Raw genomic sequence first — 18174 nt, forward strand, 5'->3', positions numbered from 1 at the left:
GACCATGACCCGACCCGCCCGCTCGAAACTCGCCCGCCTGCTGTATGCGATCCTGGCTTACGTGAGCCTGGGCGTGGGCCTGGTCGCGATCGTCATTCCCGGCCTGCCGACCACCGAATTCATCCTGCTGGCCGCCTGGGCGGCCACGCGCAGTTCGCCACGCCTGTCTGCCTGGCTGGAGAACCATCGGCTGTTCGGGCCGATCCTGCACAACTGGCGCAATGGCAAGGTGATCCAGCGCCGGGCCAAGGTCAGCGCAACCTTCAGCATGCTGTTGTGCGCGGGCCTGATGCTGACGTTCCTGGAACACCGCTGGCCGGTGTTCCTGGCCATCGCCGGCATGACCCTGGGCAACCTGTGGATCTGGTCACGCCCGGAGCACGCCGCCTGCCCTGCCCCGTCACAAGCTCAGCAGCCCTGAATACAGGGCATAGGCCGCCAGCGCGGCGCCTGCCAGCACGGCGGCGAAAATCAGCTTTTCCCAGGTGGTGAACAAGGTTTTTCCCTGCTCATGCTTGGCCCTGGCGAACAGGATCACGCCCGGCGCGTACAGCAGCGCCGACAGCAGCAGGTACTTGAGCCCGCCGGCGTACAACAGCCACACGGCATACGCCAGGGCAACCAGCGCCACCAGCAGGTCCTTGCGGCGCAGGGCCGGCTGCCCGGTGTAGGTTTCTGCACGTAACGCCAACAGCACGGCATAGGCCGCCGACCACAGGTAGGGCACCAGGATCATCGACGAGGCCAGGTAGATCAGGCTGGTATAGGTACCGGCGGAAAACAGCGTGATCAGCAGAAAACCCTGGATCATGCAGTTGGTCAGCCACAGGGCGTTGGCCGGCACATGGTTGGCGTTTTCCTTGGCCAGGAAGCGCGGCATGGTCTTGTCCCGCGCCGTGGCGAAGAGGATCTCGGCGCACAGCAGCGCCCACGACAGCAGCGCGCCGAGCAGCGAAACCGCCAGGCCGATACTGATCAGCAAGGCACCCCAGGGCCCGACGATATGCTCCAGCACCGAGGCCAGCGACGGGTTCTGCAGCCCGGCCAGCTCCGGCTGGGTCATCACCCCCAGCGACAGCACGTTGACCAGTACCAGCAGCGCCAACACCCCCAGGAAACCGATCACTGTGGCCTTGCCCACATCCGAACGGCGCTGGGCGCGCCCGGAATACACGCTGGCGCCCTCGATGCCGATGAACACGAACACGGTCACCAGCATCATGTTGCGCACCTGCTCCAGCACGCTGCCGAACTGCGGGTTGCTCAGGCCCCAGATGTCACGGGTGAAGATATCGGCGCGGAAGGCGAATGCCGCTATCACCACGAAAATCAGTAACGGCACCACCTTGGCCACGGTGGTCACCTGGTTGATGAATGCCGCTTCCTTGATGCCGCGCAGCACCAGGAAATGCACCGCCCACAACAGCAGCGAGGCGCAGCCGATGGCGATTGGCGTGTTGCCTTCGCCGAACACCGGGAAGTAGAAGCCCAAGGTACTGAACAACAGCACGAAGTAGCCGACGTTGCCCAGCCAGGCACTGATCCAGTAGCCCCAGGCCGAAGAAAACCCCATGTACTCGCCAAAGCCGGCCTTGGCGTAGGCATACACCCCCGAATCCAGCTCCGGCTTGCGGTTGGCCAGGGTCTGGAACACGAAGGCCAGGGCCAGCATGCCGACCGCGGTGATACTCCAGCCGATCAGCACCGCCCCCACATCGGCACGCGCCGCCATGTTCTGCGGCAGCGAGAAGATCCCGCCACCAATCATCGAGCCGACCACCAACGCGATCAGCGCCCCCAGGCGCAGCTTCTGTCCCGGTTCGCTCATGAGCCTTCCTTTTTTTTGCGCGCTGTCATGGGTTTGAAACAGCCATGCGGGCCATATACACGATGTTACTTATAAGGATCCTGATCGATGAAGCTATAGCACTAATAACTGCTTTGTCTATGCCACCCTTTGACAAAAAACTAGCAGCTCCCGAGCAACTAGAAAAGAACCTGATAAAACTCGAAATTCTTGTGAAAAATTTGCGAAAGCGGCAAAAGCGGCTAGCTTCAAGCATCGCAGGCTGAACAGAGCGTTTGCTCTAGAAGGACATGGAGGTGCCAGCGTGCAAGGCCTGCAGCAGAAGTTGTCGGCACTCTCCAGGAGCTTCGTGAAGGAATTTTCCTACTTCACGTCGCCATGAACTGACCCAAGTCAGCGAATGGCCGCGGCGTCGGATTTACTCTGTCGTCAACTTTCTCCTGGCAGGAGTTGTTAAATGTCTGATTCATCCGGAAAACTAAAACTCGGCGCGCTAGTTGCACTTGTCGTCGGCTCGATGATTGGTGGCGGGATCTTCTCGCTGCCGCAAAACATGGCTGCCAGCGCTGGGGTTGGCGCTGTACTGATCGGCTGGGCCATCACCGCGGTCGGCATGCTGACCCTGGCGTTCGTGTTCCAGACCCTGGCCAACCGCAAGCCTGACCTGGATGGCGGGGTGTATGCCTACGCCAAGGCCGGTTTCGGCGACTACATGGGCTTCTCCTCGGCCTGGGGCTACTGGATCAGTGCCTGGCTGGGCAACGTCGGCTACTTCGTGCTGCTCTTCAGCACCCTGGGCTACTTCTTCCCGATCTTCGGCGAAGGCAACACCCCGGCCGCCATCATTGGCGCGTCGGTGCTGCTGTGGGCCGTGCACTTCCTGGTGCTGCGCGGCATCAAGGAAGCGGCATTCATCAACCTGGTCACCACCGTGGCCAAAGTGGTGCCGCTGCTGCTGTTCGCCCTGATCTGCCTGTTCGCCTTCAAGCTCGACATCTTCACCGCCGACATCTGGGGGGTTGGCACGCCAGAGCTTGGCAGCGTGATGAACCAGGTGCGCAACATGATGCTGGTCACCGTGTGGGTGTTCATCGGCATCGAGGGTGCGAGCATCTTCTCGTCGCGGGCGGAAAAACGCTCTGACGTGGGCAAGGCCACGGTCATCGGCTTCGTCACCGTGCTGCTGTTCCTGGTGCTGGTCAACGTGCTGTCGCTGGGGATCATGACCCAACCGGAACTGGCCAAGCTGCAGAACCCGTCGATGGCAGCCGTGCTGGAGCATGTGGTCGGCCACTGGGGCGCGGTGCTGATCAGCGTCGGCCTGATCATCTCGCTGCTCGGGGCACTGCTGTCGTGGGTGCTGCTGTGCGCCGAGATCATGTTCGCCGCCGCCAAGGACCACACCATGCCGGAGTTCCTGCGCCGCGAGAACGCCAACCAGGTACCGGCCAACGCCCTGTGGCTGACCAACGCCATGGTGCAGATCTTCCTGGTGATCACGCTGTTCTCCAACAGCACCTACCTGTCGCTGATCTACCTGGCCACATCGATGATCCTGGTGCCCTACCTGTGGTCGGCAGCCTATGCCGTGCTGCTGGCAGTGCGTAGCGAAACCTACGAACAGGCCCTGGCCGAACGCCAGAAGGACCTGGTGATCGGTGGCATCGCCCTGTTGTACGCCATCTGGCTGCTGTACGCCGGCGGCGTGAAATACCTGCTGCTCTCGGCCCTGCTCTACGCACCTGGCGCGATCCTGTTCGCCAAGGCCAAGCGTGAGGTTGGCCAACCTGTCTTCACCAACGTGGAAAAACTGATCTTCGCAGCCGTGGTCATCGGCGCCCTGGTGGCAGCCTTTGGCCTGTACGACGGCTTCCTGACCCTTTGACCCACGTCTTCGTTCAACTGGAGGAATGAAACCATGTCCGCTGAAAAACAGAAGTACGGTGTCCACTCCGAAGCCGGCAAACTGCGCAAAGTGATGGTTTGCTCGCCGGGCCTGGCGCACAAGCGCCTGACGCCAAGCAACTGTGACGAGCTGCTGTTCGACGATGTGATCTGGGTCGACCAGGCCAAGCGTGACCATTTCGACTTTGTCACCAAGATGCGCGAGCGCGGCGTGGATGTGCTGGAGATGCACAACCTGCTGACCGACATCGTCCAGCAACCCGAGGCACTGAAGTGGATCCTCGATCGCAAGATCACCTCCGACACCGTCGGTGTCGGCCTGACCAACGAAGTACGCAGCTGGCTCGAAGGCCTTGAGCCGCGCCACCTGGCAGAGTTCCTGATCGGCGGCGTCGCCGGGCAGGACCTGCCACAGAGCGAAGGCGCCGAGGTGGTCAAGATGTACAACGACTACCTGGGCCACTCCAGCTTCATCCTGCCACCGCTGCCCAACACCCAGTTCACCCGCGACACCACCTGCTGGATCTACGGCGGCGTCACGCTCAACCCGATGTACTGGCCGGCGCGACGCCAGGAAACCCTGCTGACCACCGCCATCTACAAGTTCCACCCACAGTTCACCAACGCCGACTTCCAGGTGTGGTATGGCGACCCGGACAAGGAACATGGCCAGTCCACCCTCGAGGGCGGCGATGTCATGCCGATCGGCAAGGGCATCGTGCTGATCGGCATGGGCGAACGCACCTCGCGTCAGGCTATCGGCCAACTTGCGCAGAACCTGTTCGCCAAGGGCGCCGTCAAGGAAGTGATCGTCGCCGGCCTGCCGAAATCGCGCGCCGCCATGCATCTGGATACCGTGTTCAGCTTCTGCGACCGCGACCTGGTCACGGTCTTCCCGGAAGTGGTCAAAGAGATCGTGCCGTTCATCATCCGTCCGGACGAAAGCAAGCCTTACGGCATGGACGTGCGCCGCATCAACAAGTCGTTCATCGAAGTGGTAGGCGAGCAACTGGGGGTCAAGCTGCGCGTGGTCGAGACCGGCGGCAACAGCTTCGCCGCCGAGCGCGAACAGTGGGATGACGGCAACAACGTGGTGGCCATCGAGCCGGGCGTGGTCATTGGCTACGACCGCAACACCTACACCAACACCCTGCTGCGCAAGGCCGGTATCGAGGTCATCACCATCAGCGCCGGCGAACTGGGCCGGGGCCGGGGCGGCGGCCACTGCATGACCTGCCCGATCGTGCGCGACCCGATCGACTACTAACGCCCATTACCCCCGGCCGCCCTCACAAAGCGGCGGCCGGTGTGTTCACCAAACTCAAGGAGAAAAGTCATGGCGTTCAATATTCACAACCGCAACCTGCTCAGCCTGGAACACCACAGCACCCGCGAGCTGCGCTACCTGCTGGACCTGTCCCGCGACCTCAAGCGCGCCAAGTACACCGGTACCGAGCAGCAGCACCTGAAGGGCAACAACATCGCGCTGATCTTCGAAAAAACCTCTACCCGTACCCGCTGCGCCTTCGAAGTGGCCGCCTATGACCAGGGCGCCAATGTCACCTACATCGACCCGACCTCCTCGCAGATCGGCCACAAGGAAAGCATGAAGGACACCGCCCGCGTGCTCGGGCGCATGTACGACGCCATCGAGTACCGTGGCTTCAAGCAGGAAATCGTCGAAGAGCTGGCCAAGTTCGCCGGCGTACCGGTGTTCAACGGCCTGACCGACGAATACCACCCCACCCAGATGATCGCCGACGTGCTGACCATGCGTGAACACAGCGACAAGCCGCTGCACGACATCAGCTACGCCTACCTGGGCGACGCCCGCAACAACATGGGCAACTCGCTGCTGCTGATCGGCGCCAAGCTCGGCATGGATGTGCGCATCGCCGCGCCCAAGGCACTGTGGCCGCATGACGACCTGGTCGAACGCTGCAAGAAATACGCGGAAGAAAGCGGCGCGCGCATCACCCTCACCGAAGACCCGCTTGCCGCGGTCAAGGGCGTGGACTTCGTGCACACCGACGTGTGGGTATCGATGGGTGAGCCGATCGAAGCCTGGGGTGAGCGCATCAAGCTGCTCAAGCCGTATCAGGTGAATGCGCAGCTGATGAAGTCCACCGGTAACCCACGGACCAAGTTCATGCACTGCCTGCCGGCGTTCCACAACTCCGAAACCAAGGTAGGCAAGCAGATCGCCGAACAGTACCCGGACCTGGCCAACGGTATCGAAGTGACCGACGACGTGTTCGAGTCGCCGGCCTGCATCGCCTTCGAGCAGGCGGAAAACCGCATGCACACGATCAAGGCGATCCTGGTGTCGACCCTGGCTGACCTGTAAAGGCTGACTCGGCAAGCCGGGCAACCCGGATCCCTGTGGGAGCGGGTTTACCCGCGAATGCGTCAGTAGCACCAGCCGCGTTGCATGGGCTGACGCTTTCGCGGGTAAACCCGCTCCCACAAGGGGCGGCGATACCGGTCGAGCGCAGCGCTCCCTTCTTTTCGTTAAAGGACATTCCCCATGCGTATCGTTGTTGCATTGGGCGGCAACGCCCTGCTGCGTCGCGGCGAGCCCATGACCGCTGACAACCAGCGCGCCAATATCCGCACCGCCACCGAACAGATCGCCAAGATCCACCCAGGCAACGAGCTGGTCATCGCCCACGGCAATGGCCCGCAGGTTGGCCTGCTATCGCTGCAGGGCCTGTCCTACAAGCCCGACGAGGCCTACCCGCTGGACGTGCTGGGTGCCGAGACCGAGGGCATGATCGGCTACATGATCGAACAGGAACTGGGCAACCTGCTGGCCTTTGAAGTGCCGTTCGCCACCCTGCTGACCCAGGTCGAAGTGGACGCCAACGACCCCGCCTTCAAGGACCCGACCAAGTTCATCGGCCCGGTCTACGGCAAGGAAGAAGCCGAGCGCCTGGCCAAGGAAAAGGGTTGGGTGGTCAAGCCCGACGGCGACAAGTACCGCCGCGTGGTGGCCAGCCCGAAACCCAAGCGCATCTTCGAGATCCGCCCGATCAAGTGGCTGCTGGAAAAGAGCAGCATCGTGATCTGCGCCGGCGGCGGCGGTATCCCCACCATGTATGATGAGAACCGCAAGCTCAAGGGCATCGAGGCGGTGATCGACAAGGACCTGTGCTCGGCCCTGCTGGCGGAGCAACTGGACGCCGACCTTCTGATAATCGCCACCGACGTCGATGCGGCCTACATTGACTGGGGCAAACCCACGCAGAAAGCCATCGCCCAGGCACACCCCGACGAACTCGAACGCCTCGGCTTCGCCGCCGGCTCCATGGGGCCGAAGGTGCAGGCCGCCTGCGACTTTGCCCGCAATACCGGCAAAGTGGCTGTCATCAGTTCGCTGGAGAACATCGAAGACATCGTCAAAGGCACCGCCGGCACACGCGTTTCCACCGCGAAGCCGGGGATCAGCTACCGTTGAATGCAGTGGGCGGGCGCCAGGCGCCCGCCATTTTCGACCTTCCAAAGGAGCTTGCCATGGCCCAGTACCAGCCCGGTCATGTACACATCGAGCGCACCGCGCTGAACAAGAACGACCACAGCTATGACCTGAACATCGAATACGAAGCCGCGTCGGATCCCAAGGAAGGCAGAGGTATCCAGTTCAAGATGCATGGCAGCATCGAAGGCAAGCCAGTCGAAGAAAAGTTCTTCCTGGCCAAGGATCAGGTGTTGCCCAGCTTCCTCATGCTGCTGACCCGCAAGGCGCAGTCGTACCTGACGCCACCGAAGAAATTCGAGAACCTGAGTTCGCCGCACAAGCTTTATGACCATATGTTCGCGGACATTCGCGAAAAGCTGGATGTGAAGTCGGGCGACCCGATCAAGCCTGAGCATCTGGAGTAATTCAGGAACCGGGGCCGCAAAGCGGCCCCGACAATGTTGAGGCATACTACCGCCTTCCCCGGCAACCACTTCACCCTCCCCATGCGCATCCACGTCAGCTTCATCGACCGCGTCGGCATCACCCAGGAAGTCCTCGCCCTGCTCGGTGCCCGCAACCTCAACCTGGACGCCGTGGAGATGGTCCCGCCGAACGTCTACATCGACGCCCCTACCCTCAGCCCCGCCGTGCTCGAAGAACTGCACGATGCGCTGTTCGAGGTGCATGGCGTGCAATCGGTGGACGTGGTCGACATCCTCCCTGGCCAACGCCGGCACCTGCAGCTCGATGCCCTGCTGGCGGCAATGACCGACCCGGTGCTGGCCGTGGACAGTGCCGGCAAGGTGTTGCTGGCCAACCCCGCGCTGATCGAGTTGTGCGGCCGCGAATCGGCCGGGCGCTCGGTGGGTGAACTGTTCGGCGACCCGGCACTGCTGCAGGCCCTGCTGGACAACAACTTCCACCTGCCCATGCGCGAGATGCAGCTCAACGGCCAGAGCCTGCTGCTGGACGCCATGCCGATCACCAACGCCGGTGGCCTGCTGACGCTGTACCCACCCACGCGCATGGGCGAGCGCCTGTCGGCCATGCACCACGACCATGCCGAAGGCTTGGATGCCTTGCTCGGCGAGTCACCGGCCATCCGCACCCTCAAGGCCCGCGCCTTGCGCGTGGCGGCGCTCGATGCGCCGCTGCTGGTGCATGGCGAAACCGGCACCGGCAAAGAACTGGTAGCCCGCGCCTGCCACGCCATCAGCAGCCGCCACGCGGCGCCATTTCTGGCCCTGAACTGCGCCGCGCTGCCCGAAAGCCTGGCCGAGAGCGAACTGTTCGGCTACGCCCCCGGCGCCTTCACCGGCGCGCAACGGGGCGGCAAACCCGGGCTGATGGAGCTGGCCAACCAGGGCACGGTATTCCTCGATGAAATCGGCGAAATGTCGCCGTACCTGCAGGCCAAGCTGCTGCGCTTTCTCAGCGATGGCAGCTTCCGCCGGGTGGGTGGCGACCGCGAAGTGAAGGTGGATGTACGCATCATCAGCGCCACCCACCGCGACCTGGAGCGCATGGTCGCCGAAGGCAGCTTCCGCGAAGACCTGTTCTACCGCCTGAACGTGCTCAACCTGCAGGTGCCGCCGCTGCGTGACCGTGGCCAGGACATCCTGATGCTGGCGCATTTCTTCATGCAGCAGGCCTGTACGCAGATCCAGCGCCCCGCCTGCCGGCTGACCCCGGCCACCCATTCGGCACTGCTGGCCAACCCTTGGCCGGGCAATGTGCGCCAGCTGCAAAACGTGATATTCCGCGCCGCAGCCATCTGCGAAAGCAACCTGGTGGATATCGGTGACCTGGACATCGCCGGCACCTCGGTGGCCCGTGGCCAGGACGGCGAAGTGGCCAGCCTGGAACAGGCCGTGGGCGATTTCGAGCGCGAGCTGTTACAACGCCTGTATGCCAGTTACCCCTCAACCCGGCAACTGGCCGGGCGCTTGCAGACCTCGCATACCGCCATTGCCCAGCGCCTGCGCAAATATGGAATACCGGGCAAAGCCTAGTGCCTGTCAGATAGCGCTAACGGGGCTGCCGGCGATGGGCGCAAAGCGGCCCCAAATTAAGTAACTGACAGGTCGTAGGTTAAAGCCTGATAGTTTGTTGGAATAATCCAGTTGGTTGTTCAGGCTTTTCCTACGCCGATGAAAGATACTCTCCCACGCATGCCTCGTAGAATGGTGACAGTGTAATCCTACCTGTCACCCCGCTTATCCGCCCCAGAGCGGGAAGTGGTTCGCTACTGGATATAACGAGAGCACCTGATGTTTGAACTCGATTTTTACGGGACGCTTGTAGCCGCCTCTTTAGTACTGTTATTAGGGCGCGGCCTTGTCGCACGCATTGGCTTCTTGCGCACTTACAACATACCGGAACCTGTCGCAGGCGGCCTGTTAGTGGCCTTGGCACTCTTGGCCTTGCGCAGTTTCGATGTCCACGTGCAATTCGATACCTCACTGCAAGCCCCTCTGATGCTGGCATTTTTCGCCACCATTGGTTTGAGTGCAGACTTCGCCAGCCTGAAAAAAGGTGGCCGCGTGGTTACCGTGTTCCTGCTGGTGGTAACCGGCTTGCTGCTGGTTCAGAACGCCATGGGCATCGGCCTGGCAACGGCACTGGGGCTCGACCCGCTGATGGGCCTGCTGGCCGGCTCTATCACCTTGTCGGGTGGCCACGGCACAGGCGCTGCGTGGGGGGCGACTTTCTCCGAGAAGTTTGGCCTGGCCTCGGCCGCCGAACTGGCAATGGCATCCGCTACCTTCGGCCTTGTGCTGGGCGGCCTGATTGGCGGCCCGGTCGCCCGGCTACTGATCAAACGGGTAAGAACACCGGGCATCGAAGAAACTGCACCGCAACTGCCCAAGGGTTTCGAACAACCGGACAGAGAGCGCCTGATTACATCGTTTTCATTTATCGAAACACTGGCGCTGATCGCTGTCAGTTTGCTCGCGGGTTCGTTACTAGACGGTTTGTTGAAAGGCACTGCGTTTGAACTGCCAACATTCGTTTGCGTGCTGTTCGTGGGTGTGGTGTTGCGAAACGGCCTTTCGGCATTCGGCGTTTATCATGTCTTCGAGCGGGAGGTCTCGGTATTGGGCAATGTGAGTTTGTCGTTATTCCTGGCCATTGCCTTGATGTCGCTCAAGTTGTGGGACCTGGCGGCGTTGGCATTACCGTTCTTTGTATTACTCGCCGCACAGACACTGGTCATGGCACTGTTTGCGATCTTTGTCACGTTCCGGGTCATGGGCCGCAACTATGATGCAGCAGTACTGGCCGCCGGGCACTGTGGTTTCGGCCTGGGCGCAACGCCGACGGCAATCGCCAACATGCAAGCGGTGACCCAGCGCTACGGTGCCTCGCACATCGCCTTCCTGGTGGTGCCGATGGTGGGGGCGTTCTTCATCGACATCATCAATGTCATCGTCATCAAGCTGTATCTGGCCTTGCCGTTCTTTTGAGCCAGACGCTGAACACTCAGCCGGTATGTTGCTCCGCCAGGTGCTGCCCAGGATCCGTAGACAGGGCCTGGTGCAGCATTTTCTCCAGAATCGAGAAAAAGCACTTTATGTGAGGCTGCTTCAACGCCTGTGGCCGGGTCACCATGTAGACGTCCATATCTGGAAGGGGAAGGTCGACGAACAACTCGATCAAATCCTTGGCCAGAATCCGGGGAAGTACCGCCACCCCCATGCCTCGTCTCACCGATTCGAACTGTGCGCTGAACGAGTTCACGCGGATAGGCGCACGTTCCAGCCCCCCCGCCTTTGCCGCACGGACTTGCGGCAACACATCCAGCGGCGGAAGCAGGCCGATATTGGCCGCCGTCGCAGGGGTAACCCCCGGAAACCGCTGCAAGTAACCAGCAGCGGCGAACACACCATAGCCAAGCCGGCCTATCGGCCGATAAATCAGTGAGGGTTCCCCCAGGTGGGCCGTGCGCACGGCAATGTCCGCCACCCCCCGGACGATCTTGTGGAAGTCGGCGGTCACGGTCAACTCCACCGAGCAACCCGGGTGTAGGCCGGTGAAGCGATCGGCTGCCTCCAGTACGCAAGTCGAGAAGCCTTCCCCTGCGCTCACCTGAACAGTGCCCGAGAGCTCGCAAGGCAGCTCGGCATCGCCTGCACGCGTCTGGCGCCGCAGGCCAGCTTCTGCGGCCAGGGCCACTTCGACCAGCGATTGGCCGCGCGAAGTCAGCCTGCATCCCTCTACGCCTCGCTCGACCAGTGGCTCACCCAACGCGGCCTCAAGCTGGGTCAGGCGACGCGAAACGGTCGAGGGTGCAATACCCAGCAACTCGCCAGCGCGAAGAAAGCTGCCCCGTCGCCATACGGCCAATAGCAGCCGAAGATCATCCCAGTTTTCCTGCAATGCCATATGCGCTGGCCTCTCCCTGGTTTGCAAATACGCAAAGCCATTATGCGGTAGGCGCTGTTTTTCGACAGCAACCGCCGGCGTATACCTTGGGCCCCTCTGAACGAATGGAATGGATTGCATGATGACTAGCCCCAAGGATTATGCCCAGCGAGCCGCCAACGCCTTTAACCAGCGTGATGTGCAAGGGCTGCTGGCATTGGTCGACGAAGACTTCGTGTACCTGGATGGCATGACGACCCAAACCGGGCGCGAAGCCATGCGCGCACGCGAGATGGCGCTGTTCAGCGCATTCCCTGATGCCCTGGTGACCATGACCCCATTCATGGTCTCGGACGATCGGCTGGCAATGACCGCCATCCTGACCGGCACCTTCGCTGCCCCGCTGCTGCTGCCAGCAGGTGTGATCGTTCCGGCCCATGGGCGTCGGGTGTGCGTGCACTATGCGGCCCACTTCACCTTCAGGAACGGCCTGGCCATTCGCGAAGCGGTATTTTTCGACAGCGCCATGTTGCGGCCATCTGCCGAACAGCACGAGGGTTGAGCCATGCGCAATGTATTCGTCACCGGAGCAACCGGCTTGCTGGGCAACAACCTGGTCCGCGAACTGGTCGCTCGTGGCTACAAGGTCAAAGGGCTGGTGCGGTCAAGAGCAAAGGGGGAACAGCAGTTCGGTGATATGCCCGAAGTGGAGCTGGTCGAAGGCGACATGGCCGATGTCGACGCCTTCGCGGCATCGCTGCGCGGCTGCGACACGGTGTTCCATACTGCGGCGTTCTTTCGTGACAACTACAAAGGCGGCAGCCATTGGCAAGCACTCGAGCAGATCAATGTGACCGGTACCCGCCGCCTGTTGGAACAGGCCTACCAGGCCGACATCCGGCGGTTCATCCACACCTCGTCCATTGCAGTGCTCGACGGGGCACCCGGCACGTCCATCGATGAGACATGCCTGCGGGCCGAAGCAGATGCAGATGACTACTACCGCAGCAAGATCCTCGCCGACCGCGTCGTGGCTACGTTTCTCGAAGCCCACTCCGACATGCACGCCTGCATGGTGCTCCCAGGCTGGATGTGGGGCCCTGGCGACATCGGCCCTACGTCGTCCGGGCAACTGGTCAACGATGTCGTGCACGGCAAACTGCCTGGCTTGATCCCGGGCAGTTTCTCGGTGGTCGATGCCCGCGATGTGGCTTTGGCGCACATTGCCGCTGCTACACAAGGGCGAAGCGGTGAACGCTACCTGGCTGCGGGCCGGCATATGACCATGGCTGAACTGGTACCAATGGTGGGCCGTCTGGCAGGCGTACGAACGCCAGCACGGCATTTACCGCTGCCGTTGTTGTTCTGCCTGGCCGCAGTGCAGGAAATGTATGCGCGGCTCACCGGCAAGCCCATCCTGCTAAGCCTGGCAACACTGCGCCTGCTGGTACGGGAAAAGGATCGTACGCGTTTCAACCACAGCAAAAGCGAACACGCGCTTGGCCTGAGCTTTCGGGCGCTGGAGCTGACAATCGCCGATACCGTGGCGTGGTATCGTGATCACGGCTGGTTTGAACAACAGGGCGCGCCCATCAGGACAAGGAAGTAGTTACACCATGACCGCGGAAATAATCTTGATGCGCCACGGCCAGCCAGCACTGGTTACAAGCAACAAAGTGTCAGCGCTGGATATGAAGGACTGGATCGAAGGCTACAACCGCGCCGAAATTACCGACCAGCCCGTCCCGGCCGCCAGCCTGCAGCTCGCCACAACGGCGAGGGTGATTGTCTCGAGCACAGCGCCACGTGCATTGAGCTCGCTGCAGGCGCTCGGTCTTGAGCCCAGCCACGTCGATGCGCTTTTTTGTGAAGCGCACCTGCCGTATGGCCAATGGAAGTTGCCTCGACTTTCACCGTTTACCTGGGCATTCATCCTTCGCCTCCTGTGGTTGTGTGGTTACTCGCGCAATGTCGAAACAGTCAGCGGTGCCAGGCTTCGCGCCAGCATGGCAGCACAACGGCTGTTATCACTTGCCAGCGAGGGGCCGGTACTGCTGCTGGGTCACGGGTTCATGAACCGGATGATTGCCAAGGAACTGATGGCAAAGGGCTGGACTCGCCAACACCAAAACGGCAGCCGCTATTGGAGCGCGGCTGTTTTTGCGAAGGGTAATGAGGGCCAGGACTAAGCGGCCGTTATAGCTACAAGTTCCAGGTACGATCCATGACCGGCGACTCTAGCATCCCCCCTGGTTGAAGCACTGCGAGCGGCCAGCAAGCAGAACTGCCCGGCCCCGTCTGCGACAAAAGGGCGCTGCCTGGAACTTTTACAGAGCGCCACCGATGCGGCTTAATGCGCAACTTACTCCATGGGGCGGTCCATGCTGCCAGACCTTCGCACTCACCTCTGGCTGCTCGCCTGTTTCGCAGTGGTGTTCAACCTGCTGGCGATGCCGCTCGACCGTTCCTTGCGCGCCCCGGCTGTAGACCAGTCGCTGATTCTCGGCAGCTTCTGCAGCCTGCATGGCACGCAGAACCTGCCAAAATCACTACTGGCTCAACTCAAACTCAATCAGCCCGAACTGGCTGAGCATGCCGATAGCAAGCTGCAAGCCGGTGATTGCTGCTGTGGTCACGCCGGTCAGGCACTGCTAGCCGGTGACTATTTCAAGCATCTGTTCCCGCGTTTCTGGCCCGCTGAGCTGCTGCTCGGCCATGCCCCTACCTTGCGGCTACCTCGTGAGCAGTGGCCCAAACTGAGTCCACGCGCCTCTCCCTTGGCCTGATCTGTCGACTACTCCTCGGTCCCACGCACGATGCGCGTGATGACCGTGCCCGACTTTTTCTTGCCAGGAAGCTCTGTCCATGCCTGCGTTCCGTAGCACCGCACGCACTGTATTACCCGTTTTTGCCATCACCTGCGTTTCCACCCTGAACCCTCTGTCCCAGGCGGTAGCCGAGACGCTGCCTAGCGAAAACTCCACCTTGACCCTCGGCGCCGTCACCGTCAGCGGTACCAGCACCGGTCCACTGACCACCAGTACCGTCCTCAGCTCGGTGGACATTCTCGGTGGCGATATCCTTGAGAAAATGCCAGTCACCTACAGCTGGGAACTGTTCAACCGCGCGCCCGGTGTAATGCTTACAGAGTTCAACCAGGGCACCACCTCTGGCAAGTTGTCGTTCCGCGGCTTCAACGGCGAAGGTGAAGTCAATGCAGTGAAGCTGTTGATCGACGGCATTCCCAGCAACAGCAACGACGGCAACATGCCCTTCATCGACTCGGTGTTCCCGATGGACATCGACAGCATCGAGGTGGCGCGCGGCACCAGCGACCCGCGCTACGGCCTGAACAACATCGCCGGTAACGTCAACATCAATACCCGCACCGGCGGCAACTACAACAAGGCACGCGTGCGTTACGGCAGTTTCAACACCCTTGAGGTGCAACTGGCCAAGGGCATCGAGACCAGCAACTGGACGCAGAACTATTTCTTCGGCCGCCAGCAGCTCGACGGCTATCGCGACCATGCCGATACCGAACGCTACAGCTTCGGCGGCAAGTGGTTCTACACCCCCGACGATGGCAACTACCGCCTCGGCCTGATTGCCCGCCACTATGAGTCCGAAGCCCAGGAAGCCGGCTACCTGACCGAAGACGATGCCCGCCATCACCCACGCATGAGCAACGCCTACAACGCCACGGACAAAGGCACACGGCGAATGAACCAGGTCAGCGTGCACTTCGACACCGAACTGGCCGACACCTTGTCCTGGTCAGCCAAGACCTACGTCAACACCTTCGACGACCTCCGCTGGACCCAGTACTGGCACACCAGCTCACAGCAGGAGCGCGATAGCTACGAGGACCAGTACGGCGCCATCACCTCCCTGACCTGGCGGCCTCAGATCGACTGGCTGCACACTTTCGCCCTGGAAAGCGGCAGCGACGTGCAGAAGCAGCAGAACCGTAGCCAGCGCTACCGCACGGTAGAACGTGTGCGCCAGGTGCAGACTCGCGATCAGGACTTCGACCTCAACACCGTCGGTGCCTATGTCCTGGCTGAAATCGAACCGGTCGAAACGCTGAAGATTGTCCCTGCGTATCGCATCGACAAGATCAGTGGTGATTTCACCAACAAGATGACCGGGCAGGACTACGACATAAACGACTATGGGTTGATCAAGCAGCCCAAACTCAGCATTGTCTACTCACCGTGGCAGTTCGCCAGTATCTATGCGAACTGGGGCCGCACCTTCCAGGTCGGTACCGGCGCTGCAGCCTACAAGGTGCCGCCGCGCAACGAAGACCTCGACCCTTCGATCAACGAAGGCTGGGAAACCGGTGTGAAATTTACCCATGCCAGTTGGATCGATGGCCGCGTGGCCTACTGGCGCCAGGACGCCACCGGCGAGGTCAGCCGTCGCCTGAACGACCCGAGCGGCGAATCCGATAACGTCGGTGAGACACGCCGCTGGGGCTACGACCTGCAGGTCAACCTGCACCCTGACGAACGCACCGAGGTCTGGATGTCCTACTCCTGGCAGTACTCGAAAATTCTTGAACCCAGCAGCGCGCTCCCGGACAGCAAAGGCAAGGAAATCGACCACGTGCCGCACCACCTGTGGAACACCGGTATCAGCTACCAGGCCACCCCGGCACTGCAACTTACAGCCTGGGCTAACGGGCAGACCAACTACTACCTTGAGCGGGAGAACACTCAGGGAACTTATGGCGGCTACGTATTGATGAACCTAGGCGCGACCTGCAGGCTCAGCGACTTGATGAGCGTGGACCTGCAACTGAAGAACCTCACCAATCGCTACTATGAGTATGTCTGGTACGACCCGGATGGAGCGGACGCGTCCCTGCATTCGCCTGGTGATGGTCGCGCAATTTATGCCGGTATGACGCTCGATTTTTAAAGGGTGCCTGCTCTCGGGTTTAGCGAAAACACGCTGTGGCTGGATCGGTCGGGGGCACCATTCGAAATGCTTTATCGCTCCCCTGCCGATTTATGCAAGGGCGTGAAGTGAGTTGATGAATCCGCATCGCTTACCTCTGTGCCCCCCTGTAACTGGGTCGCCGAGCCTTGTCGCAGCCAGGGGAAATTGGCGAGATTCCGGGTGCACAGCGGAACAAGCTGATTGATTGTGCTGCCGGCAAGATTTTCAGCGCTCGATATGAAGCGCTGGATCAAGCAATCCGACCTTTCCGAAATGAAAAACCTGCCCGCACCGAAGGATAGCGTCGTCAAGCAGCGCGCGCCTCGCACACCGACTTCCATTGAAGCGCTAGGCTTGCCGCCCACTCGAGTGGGAGTGGCGTCACCGCGCGCTTGATGGTAAGGTTCGCTCAGAATACTGTAATTTTGTACAGTGTACATTTATCCAGAGGACGGAATATATGCTTAAAGGTAGTTGCTGCTGTGGAGCGGTAAAGTTCATGGTATCCAGCCCGCCGACAATGATGGGTACATGCCACTGCTCCCGCTGCAGAAAAGCAGGAGCCAGTACATTTGTTTTTGTTCAGCGCTCATCGTTCGAAATGCTGTCCGGCCTGGATTCGATAACTACTTACAAGCCCGAAGCACCTTACAAGTACAACCGATGCTTTTGCTCGATATGCGGAACTGCATTAGGTGAAGTGACAGCAACCGCCGATTCCTTTCCAGTGGCTGCTAACTGTTTTGACGACGCATTGCACCTTTCAAACCTGTTCCACGAATTTGTCAAGGAAAAACCGAATTGGTACGAAATTTGCGATAACGCCAAACAATTCGCTGCACACCCTTACAATTAAATCGACCACGTCGAACTACAACTCTGACAGAGCACAAGACGAAGCTGACCGCGATAGAGAATAGCCACTTCATGATCTGACGCGCAGGCAGACACAACTGCCCAAGTCGGTCCTTGCCCGCCAACCGATGCGCGACAGATTTTATTGCTGCCCCACCTTCACATCAGTCAGGCCTCACCACCTGTACTGATTTCAGTACATCGTATCGAATTCACTACAACCTTGCCTGGATACGGCTCGCCAAGGTTTTGAACCCCAAACCCTTTTCCTCCGTCCACTGTGTGTAGCGTTTTCATTCCACAGAAAATGAGAAAACGTCATGAGAACTTTGTAAATCATTGATTTAAATGATTTTCTATACATTGGCCGCATTTTTGCTAAGGGAATCCCAACCCCAAGAGCGCGGAGCCACCGCGCCTAACGCCCTGCTTCCCGAGGATTCCCCATGAGCGAGTTGCGTTTCACTGAAGATCACGAATGGCTGCGCGTCGAAGCCGATGGCAGCGTTACCGTGGGCATCACCGCCTACGCCCAGAACGCCCTTGGCGATGTGGTTTTCGTGCAACTGCCAGAGTTGCAGCAGTATGAGAAAGGCAGCGAAGCCTCCACCGTCGAGTCGGTCAAGGCCGCCAGCGGTGTGTACATGCCCCTGACCGGCGAAGTGGTGCAGATCAACGAGCAGCTCGAAGACAGCCCGGAACTGGTCAACGAAGACCCGATGGGCGAAGGCTGGTTCTTCCGCTTCATCCCCGCCGATGCCAGCGCCGTGGCCGCCCTGCTCGACCAGGACGCCTACGACCGCCTGATCAAAGCCAACGACGACGCCTGAGGAAC

Annotated in this window: 16 protein-coding genes; 14 read left to right on the forward strand and 2 right to left on the reverse strand. The window is 60.7% G+C overall.

Features of this window, described 5'->3' with window-relative positions; genetic code table 11:
- Positions 1-4: 4 nt before the first annotated feature.
- Positions 5-421, forward strand: a complete 417-nt coding sequence (locus J5M71_RS20535) for a YbaN family protein (protein WP_063911400.1) — start codon at positions 5-7, stop codon at positions 419-421.
- Here J5M71_RS20535 and arcD (J5M71_RS20540) read toward each other — a convergent pair.
- Positions 401-1828, reverse strand: a complete 1428-nt coding sequence (arcD, locus tag J5M71_RS20540; RefSeq protein ID WP_063911399.1) for an arginine-ornithine antiporter — start codon at positions 1826-1828, stop codon at positions 401-403. The two genes, J5M71_RS20535 and arcD (J5M71_RS20540), sit on opposite strands and share 21 nt — an antisense overlap.
- Positions 1829-2264: 436 nt before the next feature.
- On the opposite strand from arcD (J5M71_RS20540), the gene arcD (J5M71_RS20545) reads away from it, so the two are divergent.
- The 7 genes from arcD (J5M71_RS20545) (at position 2265) to gltS (ending at position 10639) form a co-directional block, all read left to right on the forward strand.
- Positions 2265-3692, forward strand: coding sequence for an arginine-ornithine antiporter (gene arcD, locus J5M71_RS20545; protein ID WP_207835966.1), 1428 nt, complete (start codon positions 2265-2267; stop codon positions 3690-3692).
- A gap of 33 nt (positions 3693-3725) precedes the next feature.
- A complete protein-coding gene (gene arcA, locus J5M71_RS20550; protein WP_063911397.1) occupies positions 3726-4979 on the forward strand; it encodes an arginine deiminase in 1254 nt (417 codons plus the stop codon).
- A gap of 69 nt (positions 4980-5048) precedes the next feature.
- Positions 5049-6059: an ornithine carbamoyltransferase gene (locus tag J5M71_RS20555; protein ID WP_063911396.1), complete on the forward strand. Its 1011-nt coding sequence runs from the start codon at positions 5049-5051 to the stop codon at positions 6057-6059.
- A gap of 180 nt (positions 6060-6239) precedes the next feature.
- Positions 6240-7169 (forward strand): carbamate kinase, encoded by a 930-nt coding sequence (gene arcC / locus J5M71_RS20560; RefSeq protein WP_063911395.1) that lies wholly within the window; start codon positions 6240-6242, stop codon positions 7167-7169.
- Positions 7170-7225: 56 nt separating this feature from the next.
- Positions 7226-7594, forward strand: coding sequence for a DUF5064 family protein (locus J5M71_RS20565; protein ID WP_063911394.1), 369 nt, complete (start codon positions 7226-7228; stop codon positions 7592-7594).
- A gap of 81 nt (positions 7595-7675) precedes the next feature.
- Positions 7676-9184: a sigma-54-dependent transcriptional regulator gene (locus J5M71_RS20570; protein ID WP_063911752.1), complete on the forward strand. Its 1509-nt coding sequence runs from the start codon at positions 7676-7678 to the stop codon at positions 9182-9184.
- A gap of 258 nt (positions 9185-9442) precedes the next feature.
- Entirely contained in the window at positions 9443-10639 is a 1197-nt protein-coding gene (gene gltS, locus J5M71_RS20575; RefSeq protein ID WP_207835994.1) for a sodium/glutamate symporter, read from the forward strand.
- 16 nt (positions 10640-10655) lie between these two features.
- On the opposite strand, the gene J5M71_RS20580 is transcribed toward gltS, so the two are convergent.
- A complete protein-coding gene (locus J5M71_RS20580) occupies positions 10656-11558 on the reverse strand; it encodes a LysR family transcriptional regulator (RefSeq protein WP_207835997.1) in 903 nt (300 codons plus the stop codon).
- A 118-nt stretch (positions 11559-11676) separates the two neighbouring features.
- Between J5M71_RS20580 and J5M71_RS20585 the strand changes: the two genes are divergently transcribed.
- The 6 genes from J5M71_RS20585 (at position 11677) to gcvH (ending at position 18169) form a co-directional block, all read left to right on the forward strand.
- Positions 11677-12099, forward strand: a complete 423-nt coding sequence (locus tag J5M71_RS20585) for a nuclear transport factor 2 family protein (RefSeq protein WP_063911391.1) — start codon at positions 11677-11679, stop codon at positions 12097-12099.
- Between the two features lie 3 nt (positions 12100-12102).
- Positions 12103-13146: an SDR family oxidoreductase gene (locus J5M71_RS20590; protein ID WP_207836000.1), complete on the forward strand. Its 1044-nt coding sequence runs from the start codon at positions 12103-12105 to the stop codon at positions 13144-13146.
- Between the two features lie 7 nt (positions 13147-13153).
- Positions 13154-13726, forward strand: a complete 573-nt coding sequence (locus J5M71_RS20595) for a histidine phosphatase family protein (RefSeq protein WP_207836004.1) — start codon at positions 13154-13156, stop codon at positions 13724-13726.
- A gap of 192 nt (positions 13727-13918) precedes the next feature.
- Positions 13919-14323, forward strand: a complete 405-nt coding sequence (locus J5M71_RS20600) for a DUF2946 family protein (protein ID WP_207836008.1) — start codon at positions 13919-13921, stop codon at positions 14321-14323.
- 79 nt (positions 14324-14402) lie between these two features.
- Entirely contained in the window at positions 14403-16463 is a 2061-nt protein-coding gene (locus J5M71_RS20605) for a TonB-dependent receptor (RefSeq protein ID WP_207836019.1), read from the forward strand.
- A 1322-nt stretch (positions 16464-17785) separates the two neighbouring features.
- Positions 17786-18169: a glycine cleavage system protein GcvH gene (gene gcvH, locus J5M71_RS20615; protein WP_207836025.1), complete on the forward strand. Its 384-nt coding sequence runs from the start codon at positions 17786-17788 to the stop codon at positions 18167-18169.
- Positions 18170-18174: the final 5 nt, after the last annotated feature.

It is taken from the genome of Pseudomonas sp. 43(2021) (assembly GCF_017490805.1).
Lineage (GTDB): Bacteria > Pseudomonadota > Gammaproteobacteria > Pseudomonadales > Pseudomonadaceae > Aquipseudomonas.